This is a genomic window from Shewanella seohaensis (assembly GCF_023283775.1).
Taxonomy (GTDB): domain Bacteria; phylum Pseudomonadota; class Gammaproteobacteria; order Enterobacterales; family Shewanellaceae; genus Shewanella; species Shewanella seohaensis.
Genome location: NZ_JAKILE010000013.1, coordinates 77,893 through 96,459, shown reverse-complemented (window position 1 = coordinate 96,459; position 18,567 = coordinate 77,893). Strand labels below are relative to the sequence as shown.

The following is an 18,567-nucleotide window of genomic DNA, read 5'->3' as shown; positions in this document are numbered from 1 at the left end:
TCATGATGAAAACATTACTACTCACACTGGTTGTTGCAACACTGTTCACTGGCGCAGCCAATGCCGGAGACCTTGTCAAGATGAAAGGCAGCACCCAAGGCAGAACCAACCACGAATTTATCTACCAAGATGGCTGTAAAGGATGCCACCAAGGCTCGGGTAAACAAAATGCCACCGATGCAGCCTGCGTTGAATGTCATGGCGAAATCACCAGTATTCCGGTTGATGAGTCCAAACTTGCCATCCCTGAAGCCCATCCACATAAATCGCTGCACTACAACGAAGGCGCCAGCTGCTTAGCCTGCCACGGCGAGCATGAGAAAAAGGCTCCCGTGTGCGCTGAGTGTCACCGTACTTGGTTCAAAGAAATGTAATTTAATTTTATAATACAAAAACTTAAGAAAGGTAATGATGATGAAAAAATCCACCCGGTTTATGTTGTCCATGGTGGCAACCGCTATCGCACTATCTCAAACTAACGCCTTTGCCGCAGTGCAAGAAGATGGCATCAATATTGGCGGTGCTGTGCGCGTTAACTATGGCTATCGTGATTATGATGAAAAATCGAAGGATAAAGGCGGCGACTTTAACTTCGACATGGCGGCAATTAAATTCGATGGAAAAAAAGGCGATTTCGGTTTAGCGGCAGAATACCGTTTTACCTCAGGCACTAACTACATCAAGTATGGTTATGGCTACTACAACATTGACCCAGACTGGCAACTGCAATTTGGTATCAACAAAGTACCCTTTGGTAACCGCGAGTTTATCTCTAACAGTTGGTGGTTTGGTCTGCCTTACTATTTAGGCTTTGAAGATGACCACGACATCGGCTTAAAAGCGACCTATGAGAAAAACGGCTGGCACACCGATTTAGCGTTTTATAAAAATGCCGAATACGGCCCAACTGAAAACAAGCGTTATTCAACTGACTTGTATACCGGCACCATCAACGGCACGGAATACAATAACGAAGAAACAAACCAACTCAACGTGCGCCAAACCTACACCGCTGAATACGAAGGTGGCGCAACCACCTTTGGTGGCTCAGTACAGGTCGGCCAAATCTATAACAGCAAAACCGGCAATAATGGCGACCGCTATGCTGTAGCCCTGCATTTAGACAGCAGTTACAACGGCTGGAACCTACAAATGCAAGCCATGCAGTATGAATACAATGCTGCAGATGCTATCGACGACAACAAAATTGGCGTATCGGTGGTGAGCTGGCAATACGAAATCGCCTCAAAAGGCCAAGCCTATAACATCAACATTGCCAAAACCGTTAACACAGATTGGGGCAGCATTAAGTTTTATAACGACTTTGGTTTAATGACGCCTGATGTTGATGACGATAGCTACGACAACAGCATGCAAAACGTCACCGGTATGGCGATTTCTGCTGGCCCAACGTACACCATGATTGACTTTGTCATGGGTAAAAACATGACCTTCTCAACCGCCAATAACGACCACGTTGGCCTACCAGAAGTCGGTAACGATTGGGATAAACGTATCAACATCAACTTTGGTTACTACTTCTAGTATTTGCGCAGTTTAGGACGTCCATCCTCCCTGCCGTTTTAGACTGCTATACCTTTTTGGCCCTATTCGTTAGGGCTTTTTTTTTACGTTTTCCCCATAGAGTGAACGATGAAACTACAATCTTTACCTACACTTGCCGTTTATTTTATCTGTTCATCCTCCCTGTATGCTGCCGATGTACAGTTAGGCGGATTTATTAAGGCCAACACCCGCTTTGTTGAAGGCAACGTGGCCTTTCAAGACAGTTGGACAGGAGGAGGCGAGGTTGTCGAACACAGCAAACGCACCCAATTTGGCGCCCAAGAAAGCCGCTTTAACCTGTCGCTCAACACCGATGAAGCCAAAGCCTTTGCCGAAATCGATTTTGTCGGCTCCAGCCAAGGGAATCCGATTATCTCCAACTCCTACAGTCCACGGCTTAGGCATGCCTATATCAGTTATCAAGGCATCACCGCCGGACAAACTTGGTCAACCTTAGTCAATACCAGTACCTTTGCCGAAACTGCCGATTTAGGCGGGCCATTAGTTGGACAAGCCATGGTAAGACAAGCACTTATCCGCTATTGCACCGAACAATGGCAGTTCGCCCTCGAAAATCCCTACAGTTACGGCACCCAAGCCGAAACGGATGGGCAAACCAAGGCTACAACAGCAAAACCTAACTGGATTGATACCAGTCATGATTACATCCCAGACATGATTGCCCGCTACAACCAATCAGGCGAATGGGGCAATGTGTCTCTCTCTGGCTTAGTGCGTTATTTAGATCCAGCGGGCACGTCGCAATGGGCTGGTGGGCTCTCCCTTGCTGCCAAACTCTTTACCTTTGGCCAAGATGATCTACGCCTACAATTGCACTATGGTCACCTAGGTCGTTATGTTGGCACCGATGCCGCGCGCGATATCATCCAAGGAGAATTAGAAACCACGACGTCGGCCATGTTTGCCTACCGACATTTTTGGACTGACTACGCCCGCTCGACAATCTTTTTTGGGCGCACCAGTACAGAGAGGGAACAAACGGATCGCAGTCACTTTGGTGTGAATCTGTTTACCAACTTGACCCAAGCACTCACTCTAGGTATTGAAGTTGGCCGCTATCAAATTGAGGATAACAACAGCTCTGCCCATCCCAATGCGCAGCAGGGAAAGTCCAACTACGCGCAGTTAAGCATACAATTGCAGCTCTAAAACGGCTCGGACGGTAAGATTATTCGCGAGTAAAGTCACGAATAAGTTTGCCACTCAAAACATGCCGTGATCCAATTCACCTTTACCATTAACCAATCACTTTATTGTTAGTCACGTAACAACATAACCAACAGAATATCGCCATTAAGCGATGTAAAAATAGGATTGGAATGATGAAATTAAAAATGCTTTTCGGATTAGCCGCACTGACTTCAACAGCTGTTATGGCTCAAGGCCCACAATGTAATCACGCGCAACTACCCTATCAACAAATGACGCCAGTGCCGTACGACAGCACGCCCTATGTGCCGCAAAACACTATGCCAGAGCAATGCCGTAACCCCGAAATCGAGGCCTACATTGCCGATTGGGAAGCTGGCAAAATCGACTTTAACACCATCAAACCCAATGACAGCATTGCCGCAGACCAACGTTTTTGTAAAACTTTGGATGACCACGGTAACGTGCTCGAAGCCAAAAACTGCGATCCTAAAAACTCACCTGTGGGTTATATCTGGAAAGAGCTATCAGATAGCCCTGTCGTAATTGGTATCACTAATGGGTTGAAATCAGACCATGAGCCACATTTCCATGGTCAACCAGAGTGTTACTACGTAGTCAACGGCACCAGCAAGACACTGGCAAACAATAAATTTGAAACTCTGGCCAAAGGTCAATATTTCTATATTCCTGGTGCCCATATCCACAATACCCCAATCCTCAATAAAGAAGGTTTAGGTGTATTTTACTGGTATCCAAACAACGCCCACTTTGATGGATTTAAATACTACTGGCGTAAAGATGTTAAAAATCTACGGGTGGCCGAAGAAGCCTTTGACCGCGTAGATGCCATCCGTAAACGCGATTTAAACCTAGGCCCATACGGTACCAACGAACAATTTTTCAAAAACTAGTTAGCGTAATTCAACCTAAGCACAGATAAAAATGAATTTGTATTAACTCACGATTTGGTAGGTGTTGTTGAGTCGCGCTTAGCTGGCTTATCGTGATATTCACATCTGAAGCTTGATTGATTTTCCGAATAAAAAACGGTCCACTTGGGGACCGTTTTTTGTTTGTGGCATTTGCTCAACCCGCTTTAAGGGAAGGCTGACACAAGTGATTGATGCCTTTTAGCCTGTTATCACCAACTCAGTTGATAATTGAGGGCAAAGGTGCGACCGCGGCCATGGTAGTCGAACATAGACTCAGGACCGTAGGTCGGACTGTAGAAGTACATCGCTCTTTGGCCCCACAGGGTGCTGTAGTCTTTATCGAGCAGGTTTTCGATGCCGTAGCTCAAGGTGCCGACCGGTAAATCGATAGAGCCCAGTAAATCCAGCGTCGTGTAGCTATCAAGCTCACTCGCTAGGCCATCGTTGGTTTTGAAGCGATAGTCAGATTCGGCGCTGAAACTGTGCTCAGCCTGTAAACGGATCTTCTGTGTGTCGCCGCGCCAGCCAATAAAGGCGGTGGCCTTAGAGGGCGAGGCATAAGTGACGGTTTCATCGATCCAGTTATTCTCATCCTTCACTTCACTGCGCACCAGATGCAGATTGGTGCCGACTTGCCAGTCGGAGCTGATATCAAAGTTCAGTTGTGCCTCTAGGCCATAGCTGCGCTTGTCTTGGTCTTTGACATTGATGGTCAGATCTTTGCTGTTGACCTCAATGACCTTGTCAGACACGGCATAATAGACGCTGGCTTGCGCCTGCCAACGGTCTGCAAGATAACGCCATCCCAGCTCCATGGAGTCGGTCTTGATCCCATCAAGGCGAGTATCATTGATATTGATGCTGTTTTGCAACTGTAAGTAACCGTCGGCATCGGCCTTGTAGGTGCCGCGGCCATAGTATTTCGATAGGTCTGGCAGTTCAAAGCCTTGGGAATAGGCAAGCCAGAGTTGTTGGTCTTGGCTTAACTTAGCCACCAAGCCGAGGTTGATTAAACCTATGTTATAGTCGGTGCTGCCGCCTTTAATGGCATCGGCTCCTGTGGCTTTGCCAGAGGCGATCGCCACCTGTTGGTTATAACCGATAAAATCATCAACACTGTTTTCCATGTGTTGATAACGATAGCCTGCGTTTAGCACCAAAAAGCTATTCATCTCCCAACTGCTTTGGACAAATGCAGCAATGGATTCGACCGAAAAGTCGACATAACGGCCGGTAGTGAACAGCTCGCGCATCACTAAGCCGCCGTGTTGGTTGGCGGCATCGAGGTCGAAGCTCATTTGGCTCGAATCAAAACTTTCTTTATCCCAATCCAGTCCCCAAGTGAGCGTGAGGCTATCGACGGGCTTGGATTCAACGACCGCCTTCAAACCATAGATGCTGGTGTTTTGGGCCGATGCTGAGAAGTTGTAGACGCCGCTGGTTTCATTGACATAGGGGAACGGGTGGAAGTCCAGATTCTCTTTGCGATAAAAGCCTTGTAAATACAGGGTTTGACCAAGAAACTCATTCTGTGAGTAGGACAGATTCAGCAAAGTGCGCTCGGTGGCGGGGCTGCGGTCAGCGTCTAATCCCTTACGGGTTTCGAGCACTGAGGCATCGCCAGTGACGCCGGAGAAGTTCTCACCCATATACAGACCATGTTCATCGTCTGAACCGTTGCGATAGTATTGCGCCATGGCGCTGAGGTTAGCGTCATTGGCAAGCTGCCAATCCATATTCGCCATTAAATCATAACCTTGGGTGTACTGCATTCCGGTTTGGGTAATGTCCAGCATCACAGGGTTGCTGCTGCCATCAAACCATTGGCCGTTTTCCTGCCAAGCGGCACTGAAGCGCCCTTTAAGCGAATCGCTGCCTCCGGTCACCGCCAGCGCGGTGCGGTAATCTACATCCTCACTGCTATTAAAGCCGGACTTGAATCCCGCTTCGGCTTCGAAGGTATCACTGCTGTCAGCTGCTTTTTTAGTGACAATATTTATGGCACCGCCCAGTGCGCCACCGCCATAGATAGCCGACGCGCCAGCAAGCACTTCGATGCGGGCAATATTGAATGGATCGATACTGTCGAGCTGGCGGCTGATACTGCGGGAGGTGTTCATCGACACGCCATCGATTAGGACCACCATGGCGCGACCGCGAATATTCTGGCCAAAGTTGGTGCGCCCTTGGCTGGATACATCCATCGACGGCACTAAGGCGGCGAGCATTTCCTTAATACCTTTGCCGCTATCGGTTTGCTCGCGAATGCTGGCTTCATCAATGATCCACACAGTGCTGGAGAGATCGCTGATTTGGGTCGGTGAGCGGGTGGCGGAGACCACCATGCGCTCCATATCGTTTTCAGCGGCTGTTGCCACATTAACAAGCCCCAGTTGGCAGATAACTGCGGCGGCGACTAGGTTTATCGGCCCCATAGACTTAGGCATAGTATTCTCCATCAAAAACAACAGGTACATGAGAAGCCAAAAGGACTGCACTGTGGTGCCATTTCCTCGCGACCCAGAAAGCGTTTTTAATGGTTTGAATTCAATGCGCTAACTGAATATGAATGGAGAGTATTCCGTGTTTGGCTCCAAAAAAGACGCATTATTATAGTTGCAATCGAGAATCGTTCTTAATTGAATTTACAAAGCCTTTACTTTTTTACGCACCCCAAATCACGAGGCGACAACAAATGGACAGATACAACGAGAGGTCGGGGTTTATGGTTGTAGAGGGGTTGAATAGGCAGGGGAATACTTGGGAGTCACAGAGCGATAGAGACAAAACAGCCCCGACAGAAGACCGTCGGGGCTGTTAGATTTTGTGCTGCTAATCGATGCCGTTAGCCATTACAGGCTGTAGTACATCTCGAACTCTAATGGGTGAGTTGTACGGCTTACACGCTCAGCTTCTGCAGATTTCAGTGCAATGTAAGATTGGATGAAATCTTCGCTGAATACACCGCCGCGAGTTAAGAACTCGTGGTCAGCTTGCAGGTTTTCAAGCGCGTTTTCTAATGAAGTCGCTACTTGTGGGATTTCAGCCGCTTCTTCAGCTGGCAGATCGTACAAGTCTTTATCCATAGCTTCGCCTGGATGGATCTTGTTTTGGATACCATCGATACCCGCCATCAGCAGCGCTGCGAAACCTAAGTATGGGTTTGCATGTGGATCTGGGAAGCGAGTTTCGATACGACGGCCTTTAGGGCTTGGTACCACTGGAATACGAATTGAAGCGCTGCGGTTACGTGCTGAGTAAGCTAACATCACTGGCGCTTCAAAGTGTGGTACTAAACGCTTGTAAGAGTTAGTGCTTGGGTTAGTGAAAGCGTTCAGCGCGCGAGCGTGCTTGATGATACCACCGATGTAGTACAGTGCAGTTTCACTTAAACCAGCGTATTTGTCGCCTGCGAACAGGTTCACACCGTCTTTAGACAGAGATTGGTGAACGTGCATACCGCTACCGTTGTCGCCAACGATTGGCTTAGGCATGAAAGTCGCAGTCTTACCGTAGGCGTGAGCCATGTTGTGTACTACGTACTTCAGAATTTGGATTTCGTCCGCTTTCTTAGTCAGAGTGTTGAAGCGAGTTGCGATTTCGTTTTGACCCGCAGTCGCCACTTCGTGGTGGTGAGCTTCAACGACTTGACCCATTTCTTCGAGCACTAAACACATAGCGCTACGTAAGTCTTGTGATGAGTCAACAGGAGCTACTGGGAAATAACCGCCTTTCACGAATGGACGGTGACCAGTGTTGCCACCTTCGTAGCTAGTGCCAGAGTTCCATGCCGCTTCTTTAGCGTCGATTTTCACGAAACAACCAGACATGTCAGTACCGAAACGTACGTCGTCGAACAGGAAGAATTCTGGTTCTGGTCCAACTAATACAGTGTCAGCGATACCGGTAGAGCGTAAGTATTCTTCCGCTTTTTTCGCGATAGAACGTGGGTCGCGGTCATAACCAGTCATAGTGCCTGGCTCGAGAATGTCACAGCGGATCAGTGCAGTGGTTTCTTCGGTGAATGGGTCTAATACAAACGTGGTTGGGTCTGGCATCAGCACCATGTCTGATTCGTTAATGCCTTTCCAGCCAGCGATTGACGAACCGTCAAACATTTTGCCGTCTTCGAAGAAATCAGCGTCTACCTGATGAGCAGGGATAGATACGTGCTGCTCTTTACCTTTGGTGTCGGTAAAACGTAAATCAACAAACTTAACTTCTAATTCTTCAAGTTGCTTTAAAACTGATTCAACTGACATTCTCAAGTCTCCGGTAGGGTAAAGGGATGTCCCTTCTATAATCTTTTAACTCAAGTCGCGCTTGAGCCAAACTTACAAGCTATGTAGCGATATCTATGCCAACAATTTAAGGTGTTGATAATAAAAGGCTATATATTTTAGTGCACAACAATTTATATCTTGCTGCACTATGTTGGTGCGTTTGCATGTGGCATTTTGGTGCATTAATCCATTTTGGTGCGCACCGTTACAACACCATTTTAGTGCAAGCAACTTGAGTGCAATCTCGCAACGCCCATTTATCCCGAACTCGTCGGCCCATTAAGCTCAGAGGCAAGCCGGATTGATATCTCAATTCTGGCTTTTGACAAGATTCGAAACCAAACAAAGCACAACGAATTTAGCACATTAGTGAGGCGAGATAACCGTACAAGCTCACTATTTCAATCGCCCGTAATAATGTCACAAAACTGTGGCAACCTAAGCTGTTTTTCGCGGGGCGGTTATTGCTGGAAATATTGAATAGTGCTTAATTTTCATGGCGTTAATGTCGTTGTTCACAATGTGGAATAGAGTTTGTTGAAACTGAGGCCAAAGTCATCCGCAGAAACCGCTAATTGATGCCTGAGGCGCTTATTTTTATGGCTCACTCTGGCGCATCACGGCTTGATGGCGTGGATTGACTATACTTATGGCGGCTTTGGGCTGGGCAGCAAAAGCTGCACTGAGTGAAAAACAGTGAATTCAGCTGCTTAGCTTAGTTGATGACAAGATAAACTGGCGAATCGCCTGCGCATTAACGGTGCATTTAGGCTATTTGACTTGGGCAAGAGAGTACCTTTTGAGCACTGTGCTCAAAAAATTGTTTTATAAGTGTTCAAAAATAATCCTGTGCGGCGAGGCCGCTCTGGAGTAGAATGTCACGCTTTTTTATGGCGACTCAACGTAGATTGCTATAACGAATATTGAAATATCCCTATTTTTGTTTGATGGTAAGAGGTTTATCCGTGCTAGAGAATTTACGTAACATCGCCATTATTGCGCACGTTGACCATGGCAAAACGACCCTGGTTGACAAGCTGCTGTCGCAATCAGGAACCCTTGCAACCCGGGGAGAAGCTACTGAGCGGGTGATGGACTCCAACGATCTTGAAAAGGAGCGTGGGATCACGATTCTGGCAAAGAATACTGCCATCAAGTGGAATGACTACCGCATTAACATCGTAGACACCCCAGGCCACGCCGACTTCGGTGGTGAGGTTGAGCGCGTATTGTCTATGGTGGACTCAGTATTACTGCTGGTTGACGCCGTTGACGGTCCAATGCCACAGACTCGCTTCGTAACCAAGAAAGCGTTCGCTCAAGGTTTAAAGCCAATCGTTGTGATCAACAAGATTGACCGTCCTGGTGCTCGCCCTGATTGGGTTATCGACCAAGTATTCGACCTGTTCGACAACTTAGGCGCGACCGATGAGCAATTAGATTTCCCAATCGTTTATGCCTCGGCATTAAACGGTTTTGCAACTTTAGATCCGGATGAAGTGAGCGCAGATATGACGCCACTGTTCCAAACTATCGTTGAAAAAGTTTCTCCACCTGCAGCTGACGCTGAAGGTCCATTCCAGATGCAAATTTCTCAGCTCGATTACAACTCTTATGTGGGTGTTATCGGCGTGGGTCGCATCAAGCGTGGTAGCATCAAAGCAAACCAACAGGTGAGCGTGATCGGTGCCGACGGTAAAGTGCGTAACGGCAAAATGGGCCAAGTATTAGGTTACATGGGCTTAGATCGTACCGAAGTTGACGTAGCTAACGCTGGCGACATCGTTGCTATTACCGGTTTAGGCGAGCTGAAAATCTCTGATACTGTGTGTGCTGCCGGTAGCGTTGAAGCACTGCCTGCACTGTCAGTTGATGAGCCAACGCTGACCATGACTTTCCAAGTCAACACTTCACCTTTCGCAGGTAAAGAAGGTAAGTACGTCACTTCACGTAACATTCTTGAGCGTCTGCAACAGGAATTAGTGCACAACGTGGCACTGCGTGTTGAAGAAACTGACAGCCCAGACCGTTTCGCGGTATCTGGCCGTGGTGAATTACACTTATCTATCCTGATCGAAAACATGCGTCGTGAAGGTTACGAATTAGCAGTTTCTCGCCCAGAAGTTATCTTAAAAACCATCGATGGCGAACTGTGTGAGCCATACGAAACCCTGACCGTTGACGTTGAAGAAGAACATCAAGGTACAGTGATTGAGAAACTGGGTATCCGTAAAGCCGAAATGAAAGACATGCAGCTTGACGGTAAAGGTCGCGTTCGCGTTGACTTTATCATCCCAAGCCGTGGCTTAATCGGTTTCCAAACTGAGTTCTTAACTGCTACTTCTGGTACTGGTCTGATTTACCACTCATTCGATCACTACGGTCCTCACAAAGGTGGCGATATCGGTCAACGCGCTAACGGCGTATTGATCTCTAACGCGACCGGTAAGGCGCTGACATTCGCACTGTTCGGTCTGCAGGACCGCGGTCGTCTGTTTATCGGCCACGCTGCCGAAGTTTACGAAGGTCAAGTAGTGGGTATCCACTCACGTTCTAACGACCTGACAGTTAACTGTCTGAAAGGTAAGCAGCTGACTAACATGCGTGCTTCTGGTACTGACGAAGCTCAAGTACTGACTACGCCAATCACCTTAACTCTTGAGCAAGCGCTTGAGTTTATCGATGATGACGAATTAGTTGAAGTAACACCTAAGAGCATCCGTGTTCGTAAGAAACACTTAACTGAAAACGACCGTAAGCGCGCTAGCCGCGGCTAATGGTGGTTGTGTGGTCGCGTAAAGTGACTGCCCAGTGAATGAATAAGGCCCCGCTAAGGCAACTTAGCGGGGCTTTTTTATGCTGTATTTGAGCGGAGTTGTTAGGATTTTCTTTTTAGTGCGTGGCGCAAAATGGCAACGCCGCAGATGGTGCTTGAGATCAGTAAAATAAACTCTCGATAATGATTCTCTGTGGATATGATTGAAGAATAGGCGGCACCAGCGAGTAAATAACCCACATTAAATAGCCCTAGCATAATTAAAATGGGGCCAAGAATTAGCCCGAACCAAAACCAAAAATCCTTTCGCTTGTGCATATGTTTTCCTAACAATTTGGCTGCGATTTAAGTAACTTAACAGCCTACGCTACGCGCTTCAATCCTCAATTTGTCCCTTACGATACTGCAGTTGCCATTGCTTAGGGGAAAATCCTGTCCAAGTTTTAAAGTGGCGACTAAATACGGCGACTTCGGCATACCCGAGTTGCAGTGCGAGTTCGGTGATGGTTTGCGTGCCATAACTGAGTTGCTGCTGGGCGATGTTTTGCCTGACATCCTGTAGCAAGTGGCGATAGCTTTGACCCGTTTCTTTCAGCCTCGTTTGTAGGGTGCGTTCGTGTAAACCCAGCGCCGTCGATACTCGTTCGATACAACACTCTCCCGTGGGGAGCAACCGATGGATTAAGTCCCGTGCTTGGTCGGCAAGGTTGTCGGGGTAGCGGCTCTGTAAATATTGTAGATGTGACTGGAGGTGGCGGTTAAGTGCCTCTTCATCGTGATAGTTACGCCCCAAGAGTTGTGAGGTTTTGAGCACCACGCCATCAAAGGCTTCGCGAAAACGCACTGGCTGGATAAAGCGTTGTGGCTCTGGGCCGCTAGGTTTGTTTTGGCACAAATACAAAGGAATGTTGCTGATATTCATATTGAGCAGGCTCGAGACAAACATCGCCAGCTGCGCCACGCTCATTTGCATCAGTTGTTCTATGCCACTTGGGCTGTGGACATTGATCGACAGTGCCAGTCGCACGATGTCAGTCTGTGGCTGTAGCTGCAATGACACCCCAGAGGCGTGTAAATACAGATAGTCATTCACTCGGGCAAGGGCATCGGCCACTGTGGCCGTGTGCGACACCAACATCGGCAGATCCCCTAGTACATGCAAGGTTTGCCGCTGCGCCAGCATTAAGCCAAACAAGGGCTGCTGGCAGCGCTGGGCGGCAATTTCCAATAATTCGGCTAAGCGTATATAGGCGATATAGGTGTTAGGATCGCGAAACTGCGCCTGCCGCAGCCCCGCTTGCTGGATCATTTCGATGGGGTTTTGCCCCAATTCTAGGACTAATTGCTCAAATTGAGCGACGGCACCACTTCGGACTAGGTACATGGGACGCTTAGTTCACTTTGTTATAAGACTCGTAAAATATCAAATTTGGCTCGTAAAAAGTCAAGATGCTGAGTAATTAAGCGTCTAAATTAACATCGTCTTAATAATTAAATGAATAAATACAAACAGAGGACAGCTATGCGTTTATTACATAAAACCGCCGTGGTGACGGGGGCTGCCGGGGGCATAGGGCAGGCCATTATTCGTAAACTGCTCGCCGAAGGGGCTAGGGTTGTCGCCGCCGATTTGTCTGCCGATGCGCTCAAGGTGTTTAACGATGTTCCCAGCGACAAGCTCGCTACTTTTAGTGTCGATGTGACTGATTACAACCAAGTGGAGGCCATGGTCAAGCAGGCGGCCAAGCAGTTTGGCCAGCTCGATATTCTGATCAATAACGCCGGCATCGGTTTGGCTAAGCCGCTGTTACAGCATGATCCTATTAATGATTTTGAACCTGTCACCAATGTGAACCAAAAAGGCGTGTACCACGGCATCCTCGCCGGTGGCCGTCAATTCCAAGCCCAAGGTACTCGGGGCGTGATTTTAAATACCTCGTCAGTTTACGCGCAGCTCGCCTCAGAAATGACCTTCACCTACAACGTCAGTAAAGCGGCCGTCGACATGATGACCAAATGCGCCGCGCTGGAGTATGCGCCGCTTGGTGTGCGGGTCTGCGCCGTGGCGCCGGGCCGCGTCGATACGCCTATGCTGCGCCAATACGAAGCGCTCGGGCTGTGGGAACACATTCGTAAAGAACAAATGCGCCAAGAATTTACCCAACCGAATGAGATTGCCGATGTGGTGGCATTTCTCGTCAGTGACGAAGCCAACTGCATCAATGGTTGCACAGTGAACGCCTCCGACGGTTTTGAAAACTTTAAATATCCACTGCTGGGGTAGTGGTAGCTCGACCCATAAACACTATAACAACAATGAGGAATGCAAACATGGCTCTACCAGAAGTGATTAATCATCAAGACTTTTTATTAACCCTCAATACCAACGAAGAACAGATCATCAAAGATGCCCTACCTGGCGTCGATGTGTACCCGTTATTTTTAGACCCTGAAAATGGAATTTGGGTGATCCGTGCCAAGTTTAAGCCGGGCATCACCTTGCCAAAGCATTTTCACACGGGTGTGGTGCATTTCTATACTCTAGCGGGGCGCTGGAACTATGTTGAATACCCAGACCAACCGCAAACAGCGGGCAGCTACTTGTATGAGCCAGGCGGTTCAATCCACACTTTCCATTGCCCCGCGGATTCTGAGGGGGCCGATGGGGTGATGGTGATTACTGGGGCGAATATTAACTTTGATGATGATGGTAACTTAATGTTTATTATGGATTCAGGTTGGATTGAGCAGGCGCTCTTGGCGGCTGCAAAAGCGCAGGGGATTAATCCACGCTACATCAAGCCCGGAGCCTTAGCCCGCATGAGCGATGCAGAATAGGAGCCCGCTATGAGCATGATGAATGCCATTGTGATGCAGGATGGTGACGTCAGCCTGCAACGGGTCGAGCAACCTAAGCCGCAGGCGGGCCAAGTGTTAGTGCGTAGCCTCGCCTGTGGGATCTGTGGCTCGGACATTCATATCACTCGTCACTACAGCGAAGTGTTTGATTTTTATCGTAAGCTTGGGGTCATGCCCGAAGGTGTTGATAATCATGCCGCTGTGATGCTTGGCCATGAGTTTTGTGCCGAAATTGTCGAGTTTGGTCCACAGACCCAACAGGCCTTAGCGCTTGGCACTCGGGTGACGTCTGTTCCCATTCTGATGAGCCAAAATGGTGCGGGAGTAGGAGTCACTCCTGGGGTGAATGGGGCCTATTCTGAATATTTTATTCTCGATGAAGCCCTATTGATGCCTGTGCCTGAACATTTACCGCCGGAGGCCGTGGCACTGACTGAACCCTTAGCCGTGGGATTGCATGCGGTGAATCGGGGTGATATGCAGGCCGAGGATGTGGCGCTGGTTGTGGGCTGCGGCCCTATTGGTCTGGCGGCGATCTCCGCGCTGCACTTACAAGGCGTGACAAAGATAGTGGCGGCGGATTTACAGGGCGATAAATTGCAATTAGCCCGTGAATTTGGGGCGACTCATACGGTGAACCCCAGTGAGCAGGACGAAGTCGCCTTCGCCGCCGAGCTTGCGGCGGGTAAGCGATTGGTGATATTCGAATGTGTCGGGATCCATAGGCTTATCGAAGGCTTTGTGCAGCGTGCACCCGCCAAGGCGACGATAGTGGTGACGGGCATTCACACTGCCAATGCTAATATCAATTACGCCTATGCCACGGTCAAAGAATTGGATATGCGCTTCTCCTACTATTATCAGCCGGCGGAATTTGCCGCCTGTTTAGCGGAACTAGCCCAAGGCACTATTCCTTGGCGTAAGCTGCTCACGGGTAAAGTGGGTATGGATGGGGTATCGGGGGCATTCAAGCAATTAATGCAATCGAATCCACATATTAAAGTTGTGATAGAGCCTTGGCGAAATGGCGAGCTAGAGACGCTCAGCTAATTGCTCGACACTTAATCAAATAAAGCCGCACATTAATGTGCGGTTTTTTTGTTCATTATTAGCATTTTTGATATCCTCAATTGGCTAATTTTTAATCCTGCATGGGCTCACAAAATGGTGACTTTTAGCCGATTTCGATTGTGTTTTAGCGAATGTAGCCTAGGGTTAATTGTTAGGCCAATCCCTAGTGATGGCATTGTCTTTGTTACCAAATTTGTCTTTTCTGCTGTCACAAGATTGCCAATAAGCCTTGGCAAACTGTGAAGGCTCTCGTTTCGACCGTAGTGTGTCTAGCAAGAGTTTTAGGGCGCGCTACTCCCGTTAGTGCAAGCTAAGTAAAGGAATATTCAATGGACAAGACTCAAAGCTCCCAAGGTAAATGCCCCGTGATGCATGGGGCAAATTCAGCGGTCGCCAGCAACAATATGGATTGGTGGCCTAAGGCACTTAACCTCGATATTTTGCATCAGCACGATAAGAAGACGGATCCTATGGATCCTAAGTTTAACTATCGCGAAGCCTTCAACAGCTTAGATCTCGCCGCAGTGAAGCGCGACCTCAATGCCTTAATGACCGACAGTCAAGATTGGTGGCCCGCCGACTGGGGACACTATGGCGGTCTGATGATCCGTATGGCATGGCACTCGGCCGGGACCTATAGAGTTGCCGATGGCCGTGGCGGCGCGGGAACGGGCAATCAACGCTTTGCTCCACTCAATAGCTGGCCCGATAACGCCAACTTAGACAAGGCGCGCCGTTTACTCTGGCCGATTAAGAAAAAATACGGCAACAAGCTCTCGTGGGCGGATTTGATGATCCTCGCGGGCAATGTGGCCTACGAGTCTATGGGTCTAAAAACCTATGGTTTTGCCGGTGGCCGTGAGGATATTTGGCACCCAGAGAAGGACATTTATTGGGGCTCTGAAAAACAATGGTTGGCGCCGACGGAAAATCCCAACAGCCGTTATTCGGGTGAGCGTGACCTTGAAAACCCCTTGGCCGCCGTGATGATGGGGCTGATCTATGTGAATCCAGAAGGGGTTGATGGCAAACCCGATCCCCTGCGCACCGCCCAAGATGTGCGTGTCACCTTTGCGCGAATGGCGATGAATGATGAAGAGACAGTGGCCTTAACCGCGGGTGGCCACACTGTGGGTAAGTGCCACGGTAATGGCAAGGCACAGGATCTTGGCCCAGAGCCTGAGGGCGAAGATCTTGAGGCTCAAGGTTTGGGCTGGCTCAACAAAAAAGGCCCAGGCATTGGCGCAAATGCCGTGACCAGTGGCCTCGAAGGCGCTTGGACGACTCATCCCACTCAATGGGATAACGGTTATTTTCATCTACTGTTAAATTACGATTGGGAATTGAAAAAAAGCCCTGCGGGCGCCTCGCAGTGGGAACCGATTAATATCAAAGAGGAAGATAAAGTCGTCTCTGTAGGCGATCCCAATCGCAAGTTTAATCCCATCATGACGGATGCGGATATGGCGATGAAGATGGACCCCGAGTATCGCAAAATCTCTGAGAAGTTTTATCAAGACCCCGCCTATTTCTCCGAGGTTTTTGCCCGCGCTTGGTTTAAGTTAACCCATCGCGATCTGGGTCCGAAGAGCCGCTACTTGGGGCCAGAAGTGCCGAATGAGGATTTGCTTTGGCAAGACCCGATCCCAAGCGTGGATTATCGCTTAGATGCCAGTGAGATTGTCGACCTGAAGGCGAAATTATTAGCCTCGGGACTCAGAGTATCCGAGTTAGTGGCAACGGCGTGGGACAGTGCCCGCACCTTCCGTGGCTCGGATTTCCGTGGCGGCGCCAATGGCGCGCGGATCCGCTTAGCACCGCAAAAGGATTGGCAGGCTAACGAACCCGAGCGGCTGCAAAAGGTGCTTAAAGTATTGACTGAGTTGCAGGCAGGCCTGAGTAAAAAAGTCAGCATCGCCGACTTAATTGTGCTGGGTGGCGCCGCTGCGATTGAAAAGGCCGCCCACGAGGCGGGAGTGAAAGTGACTGTGCCCTTTATCCCCGGCCGTGGCGATGCGACGCAGGACATGACCGATGTGGAATTCTTTGCCGTGCTTGAGCCCTTGCATGATGCGTATCGTAACTGGCAGAAAAAGGATTATGTGGTTCAGCCTGAGGAGATGATGCTCGATCGTACTCAACTGATGGGACTAACCGCCCATGAGATGACAGTGCTGGTTGGAGGTATGCGGGTGTTAGGCACTAACTATGGCGGCACGCATCATGGCGTGTTTACCGACAAAGTAGGTGTGTTAACCAATGATTTCTTTGTGAATCTGACCGACATGGCCTACAACTGGAAGCCTGCGGGCAGCAATCTTTATCAGATAGTCGAGCGCAAAACTGGCGCGGTAAAGTGGACCGCTACCCGCGTCGATCTGGTGTTTGGTTCTAACTCGATTTTGCGTGCCTATGCCGAGGTCTATGCGCAGGATGATGCCAAAGAGAAGTTTGTGCATGATTTTGTGGCCGCTTGGACTAAGGTGATGAATGCCGATAGGTTCGATCTTGCCTAATCACTAGCGTTTAAGCTTATTGTGAACATAAAAGGTGCAGCTTGGGCAGCACCTTTTTTATGTCTACTTATCAACAAATAAGATAGTTAATGGCCGACTCGGTCAATCACTTGGATAAGCTCCATGCGGATACTGTCCGGTGTTTGGCTGTGCCAGAATCCGGCTAAATAGGCGCCGAGTGGCAGGGCAAAGAGTGCCAATAATAACAAGACTAACAAGTCCTTATGGCTAACGCTGTGGCCAGATTTTAGGCTAAAACCGAGCGCCGCCGATTTAGGGCAGGCGGCGACGCAGCGCATACAGGCTTGGCACTCGTCGCTGCGTACCGTGGTTTTGGTGTGCACTATGATGTTGGCTGGGCAGGCGCGGGTACATTTGTCGCACTTCATGCCTTTAGCTTCGATCAGGCAATGTTGAGTATTGCGGCGGATCTTGAGCGGGCTGGCAAAACTTAAGATCCCAAGCATGGCGCCATAGGGACACAAGTAGCGGCAAAATCCTTGGCGACGCCACGCCGCTAAGGCGAGGATAAGCGCAAAGCAGGCTAAGGTGATGAGGCCAGGCGTGACAAAAAACAGCGCCATCTTAAGGTCGGCAATCTTGTGGTAGTTGCCCTGCAGATAATAGGGAATCGATTCGCTAGGCATACCGATAACGATGTAAAACAGCCCCAGCAGCAATAAGTATTTCAGCATCCGCAGTGGCCAGTCTAACCATGCGGGTGGCGCCAGTTCGGCCTTGATAAAGCGCTTGCGTAAGGCGTAGAGATATTCGCCGGCAAGCCCTAATGGACAGGCCCAGCCACAAAAGGCGCGTTTACAGAGTAAGCCTGTGAGTAGCACGGCGGCGAGCATTACGGCTGCGGCGGGATGGGTTTGGTCCCACAGGTTGAGCGTCACTATGGCTTTTAGCTCAATCCCGCCCGCGATAGGTAAGAAGGCATCGACGACATCGGGGCGCATCAACCAAGGCACTATGCCTTGTTTAAGTTGGATAGCATTGATGCAGTATTGGATGGCGACGATAAACAGTGAGAGCGCGAGCAGATGTTGGCAGCCTTCACGTAGGGTGTTGATTTTTATCTCGCCCTTTAATTCCTCTGGGGCAAATTTGTTGGCAATTAGGCACAGCGGCAAGGCAATGGCTAGGGCGAGCGCCAAAGGCCAGTAGAGGCTAATCGACACGGCGCCAGCACTCAGGAGTAAGGTGGCCACCGCCCCCCATTTTTTACCGCTCCAATAGCTTAGGGATGCGATATACATCAGGGCCAACATCAGGGTAAGAGATTCAATAAAAGTCATGTTAATACTGCAAATAGAATACACGTATTCAGTCTGAGTCGAACTGACGGGATAAGTTTTTGAGCTAAAAGCGAAATTGTGCGGCAGATC

The 18,567-nt window shown here is 49.1% G+C and carries 14 protein-coding genes; 9 read left to right on the top strand and 5 right to left on the bottom strand.

All coding sequences use genetic code 11. The features are described 5' to 3' along the window. Nucleotides 1-2 precede the first annotated feature (2 nt). From L2713_RS15270 to L2713_RS15255, 4 genes are all read left to right on the top strand, one after another. Nucleotides 3-374, top strand: coding sequence for a cytochrome c3 family protein (locus L2713_RS15270; protein WP_014609639.1), 372 nt, complete (start codon nucleotides 3-5; stop codon nucleotides 372-374). Between the two features lie 37 nt (nucleotides 375-411). After that, the gene (locus L2713_RS15265) at nucleotides 412-1,545 is read left to right on the top strand and encodes a hypothetical protein (RefSeq protein WP_248968459.1); all 1,134 of its coding nucleotides are present in this window, start codon (nucleotides 412-414) and stop codon (nucleotides 1,543-1,545) included. A gap of 108 nt (nucleotides 1,546-1,653) precedes the next feature. Beyond that, nucleotides 1,654-2,736: a hypothetical protein gene (locus L2713_RS15260; protein WP_248968458.1), complete on the top strand. Its 1,083-nt coding sequence runs from the start codon at nucleotides 1,654-1,656 to the stop codon at nucleotides 2,734-2,736. A gap of 170 nt (nucleotides 2,737-2,906) precedes the next feature. After that, nucleotides 2,907-3,650 carry a cupin domain-containing protein gene (locus L2713_RS15255; protein WP_011621109.1) on the top strand — a complete coding sequence of 248 codons (744 nt, stop codon included), beginning with the start codon at nucleotides 2,907-2,909 and terminating at the stop codon, nucleotides 3,648-3,650. A 230-nt stretch (nucleotides 3,651-3,880) separates the two neighbouring features. Here L2713_RS15255 and L2713_RS15250 read toward each other — a convergent pair whose 3' ends face one another. After that, nucleotides 3,881-6,118, bottom strand: coding sequence for a TonB-dependent receptor (locus L2713_RS15250; RefSeq protein ID WP_248968456.1), 2,238 nt, complete (start codon nucleotides 6,116-6,118; stop codon nucleotides 3,881-3,883). A 405-nt stretch (nucleotides 6,119-6,523) separates the two neighbouring features. Beyond that, complete coding sequence (gene glnA / locus L2713_RS15245; RefSeq protein ID WP_011715534.1) at nucleotides 6,524-7,933, bottom strand: glutamate--ammonia ligase; 1,410 nt, start codon at nucleotides 7,931-7,933, stop codon at nucleotides 6,524-6,526. A 986-nt stretch (nucleotides 7,934-8,919) separates the two neighbouring features. On the opposite strand from glnA, the gene typA reads away from it, so the two are divergent. Then, a complete protein-coding gene (gene typA / locus L2713_RS15240) occupies nucleotides 8,920-10,731 on the top strand; it encodes a translational GTPase TypA (protein ID WP_011621112.1) in 1,812 nt (603 codons plus the stop codon). A 101-nt stretch (nucleotides 10,732-10,832) separates the two neighbouring features. Here typA and L2713_RS15235 read toward each other — a convergent pair whose 3' ends face one another. Both L2713_RS15235 and L2713_RS15230 read right to left on the bottom strand, forming a co-directional pair. Continuing rightward, nucleotides 10,833-11,048, bottom strand: coding sequence for a hypothetical protein (locus tag L2713_RS15235; RefSeq protein WP_248968455.1), 216 nt, complete (start codon nucleotides 11,046-11,048; stop codon nucleotides 10,833-10,835). Between the two features lie 58 nt (nucleotides 11,049-11,106). Further along, nucleotides 11,107-12,114 (bottom strand): AraC family transcriptional regulator, encoded by a 1,008-nt coding sequence (locus L2713_RS15230; protein WP_248968454.1) that lies wholly within the window; start codon nucleotides 12,112-12,114, stop codon nucleotides 11,107-11,109. A 138-nt stretch (nucleotides 12,115-12,252) separates the two neighbouring features. Here L2713_RS15230 and L2713_RS15225 point away from each other — a divergent pair, with 138 nt between their 5' ends. From L2713_RS15225 to katG, 4 genes are all read left to right on the top strand, one after another. After that, the gene (locus L2713_RS15225) at nucleotides 12,253-13,014 is read left to right on the top strand and encodes an SDR family NAD(P)-dependent oxidoreductase (RefSeq protein WP_248968453.1); all 762 of its coding nucleotides are present in this window, start codon (nucleotides 12,253-12,255) and stop codon (nucleotides 13,012-13,014) included. Nucleotides 13,015-13,061: 47 nt separating this feature from the next. Beyond that, entirely contained in the window at nucleotides 13,062-13,568 is a 507-nt protein-coding gene (locus L2713_RS15220; protein ID WP_248968452.1) for a 2,4'-dihydroxyacetophenone dioxygenase family protein, read from the top strand. Between the two features lie 9 nt (nucleotides 13,569-13,577). After that, nucleotides 13,578-14,639, top strand: a complete 1,062-nt coding sequence (locus L2713_RS15215; protein WP_248968451.1) for a zinc-binding dehydrogenase — start codon at nucleotides 13,578-13,580, stop codon at nucleotides 14,637-14,639. Between the two features lie 350 nt (nucleotides 14,640-14,989). Continuing rightward, nucleotides 14,990-17,176 (top strand): catalase/peroxidase HPI, encoded by a 2,187-nt coding sequence (gene katG, locus L2713_RS15210; protein ID WP_248968450.1) that lies wholly within the window; start codon nucleotides 14,990-14,992, stop codon nucleotides 17,174-17,176. An 86-nt stretch (nucleotides 17,177-17,262) separates the two neighbouring features. On the opposite strand, the gene L2713_RS15205 is transcribed toward katG, so the two are convergent. After that, nucleotides 17,263-18,477, bottom strand: coding sequence for a 4Fe-4S binding protein (locus L2713_RS15205; RefSeq protein WP_248968449.1), 1,215 nt, complete (start codon nucleotides 18,475-18,477; stop codon nucleotides 17,263-17,265). Between the last annotated feature and the right edge of the window lie 90 nt (nucleotides 18,478-18,567).

Bases quoted from the DNA above. Each gene is read 5' to 3' on its own strand.
- L2713_RS15270 (WP_014609639.1), top strand. From the start codon at position 3: ATGATGAAAACATTACTACTCACACTGGTTGTTGCAACACTGTTCACT.
- L2713_RS15265 (WP_248968459.1), top strand. From the start codon at position 412: ATGATGAAAAAATCCACCCGGTTTATGTTGTCCATGGTGGCAACCGCT.
- L2713_RS15260 (WP_248968458.1), top strand. From the start codon at position 1,654: ATGAAACTACAATCTTTACCTACACTTGCCGTTTATTTTATCTGTTCA.
- L2713_RS15255 (WP_011621109.1), top strand. From the start codon at position 2,907: ATGATGAAATTAAAAATGCTTTTCGGATTAGCCGCACTGACTTCAACA.
- L2713_RS15250 (WP_248968456.1), bottom strand. From the start codon at position 6,118: ATGCCTAAGTCTATGGGGCCGATAAACCTAGTCGCCGCCGCAGTTATC.
- glnA (WP_011715534.1), bottom strand. From the start codon at position 7,933: ATGTCAGTTGAATCAGTTTTAAAGCAACTTGAAGAATTAGAAGTTAAG.
- L2713_RS15235 (WP_248968455.1), bottom strand. From the start codon at position 11,048: ATGCACAAGCGAAAGGATTTTTGGTTTTGGTTCGGGCTAATTCTTGGC.
- L2713_RS15230 (WP_248968454.1), bottom strand. From the start codon at position 12,114: ATGTACCTAGTCCGAAGTGGTGCCGTCGCTCAATTTGAGCAATTAGTC.
- L2713_RS15225 (WP_248968453.1), top strand. From the start codon at position 12,253: ATGCGTTTATTACATAAAACCGCCGTGGTGACGGGGGCTGCCGGGGGC.
- L2713_RS15220 (WP_248968452.1), top strand. From the start codon at position 13,062: ATGGCTCTACCAGAAGTGATTAATCATCAAGACTTTTTATTAACCCTC.
- L2713_RS15215 (WP_248968451.1), top strand. From the start codon at position 13,578: ATGAGCATGATGAATGCCATTGTGATGCAGGATGGTGACGTCAGCCTG.
- katG (WP_248968450.1), top strand. From the start codon at position 14,990: ATGGACAAGACTCAAAGCTCCCAAGGTAAATGCCCCGTGATGCATGGG.
- L2713_RS15205 (WP_248968449.1), bottom strand. From the start codon at position 18,477: ATGACTTTTATTGAATCTCTTACCCTGATGTTGGCCCTGATGTATATC.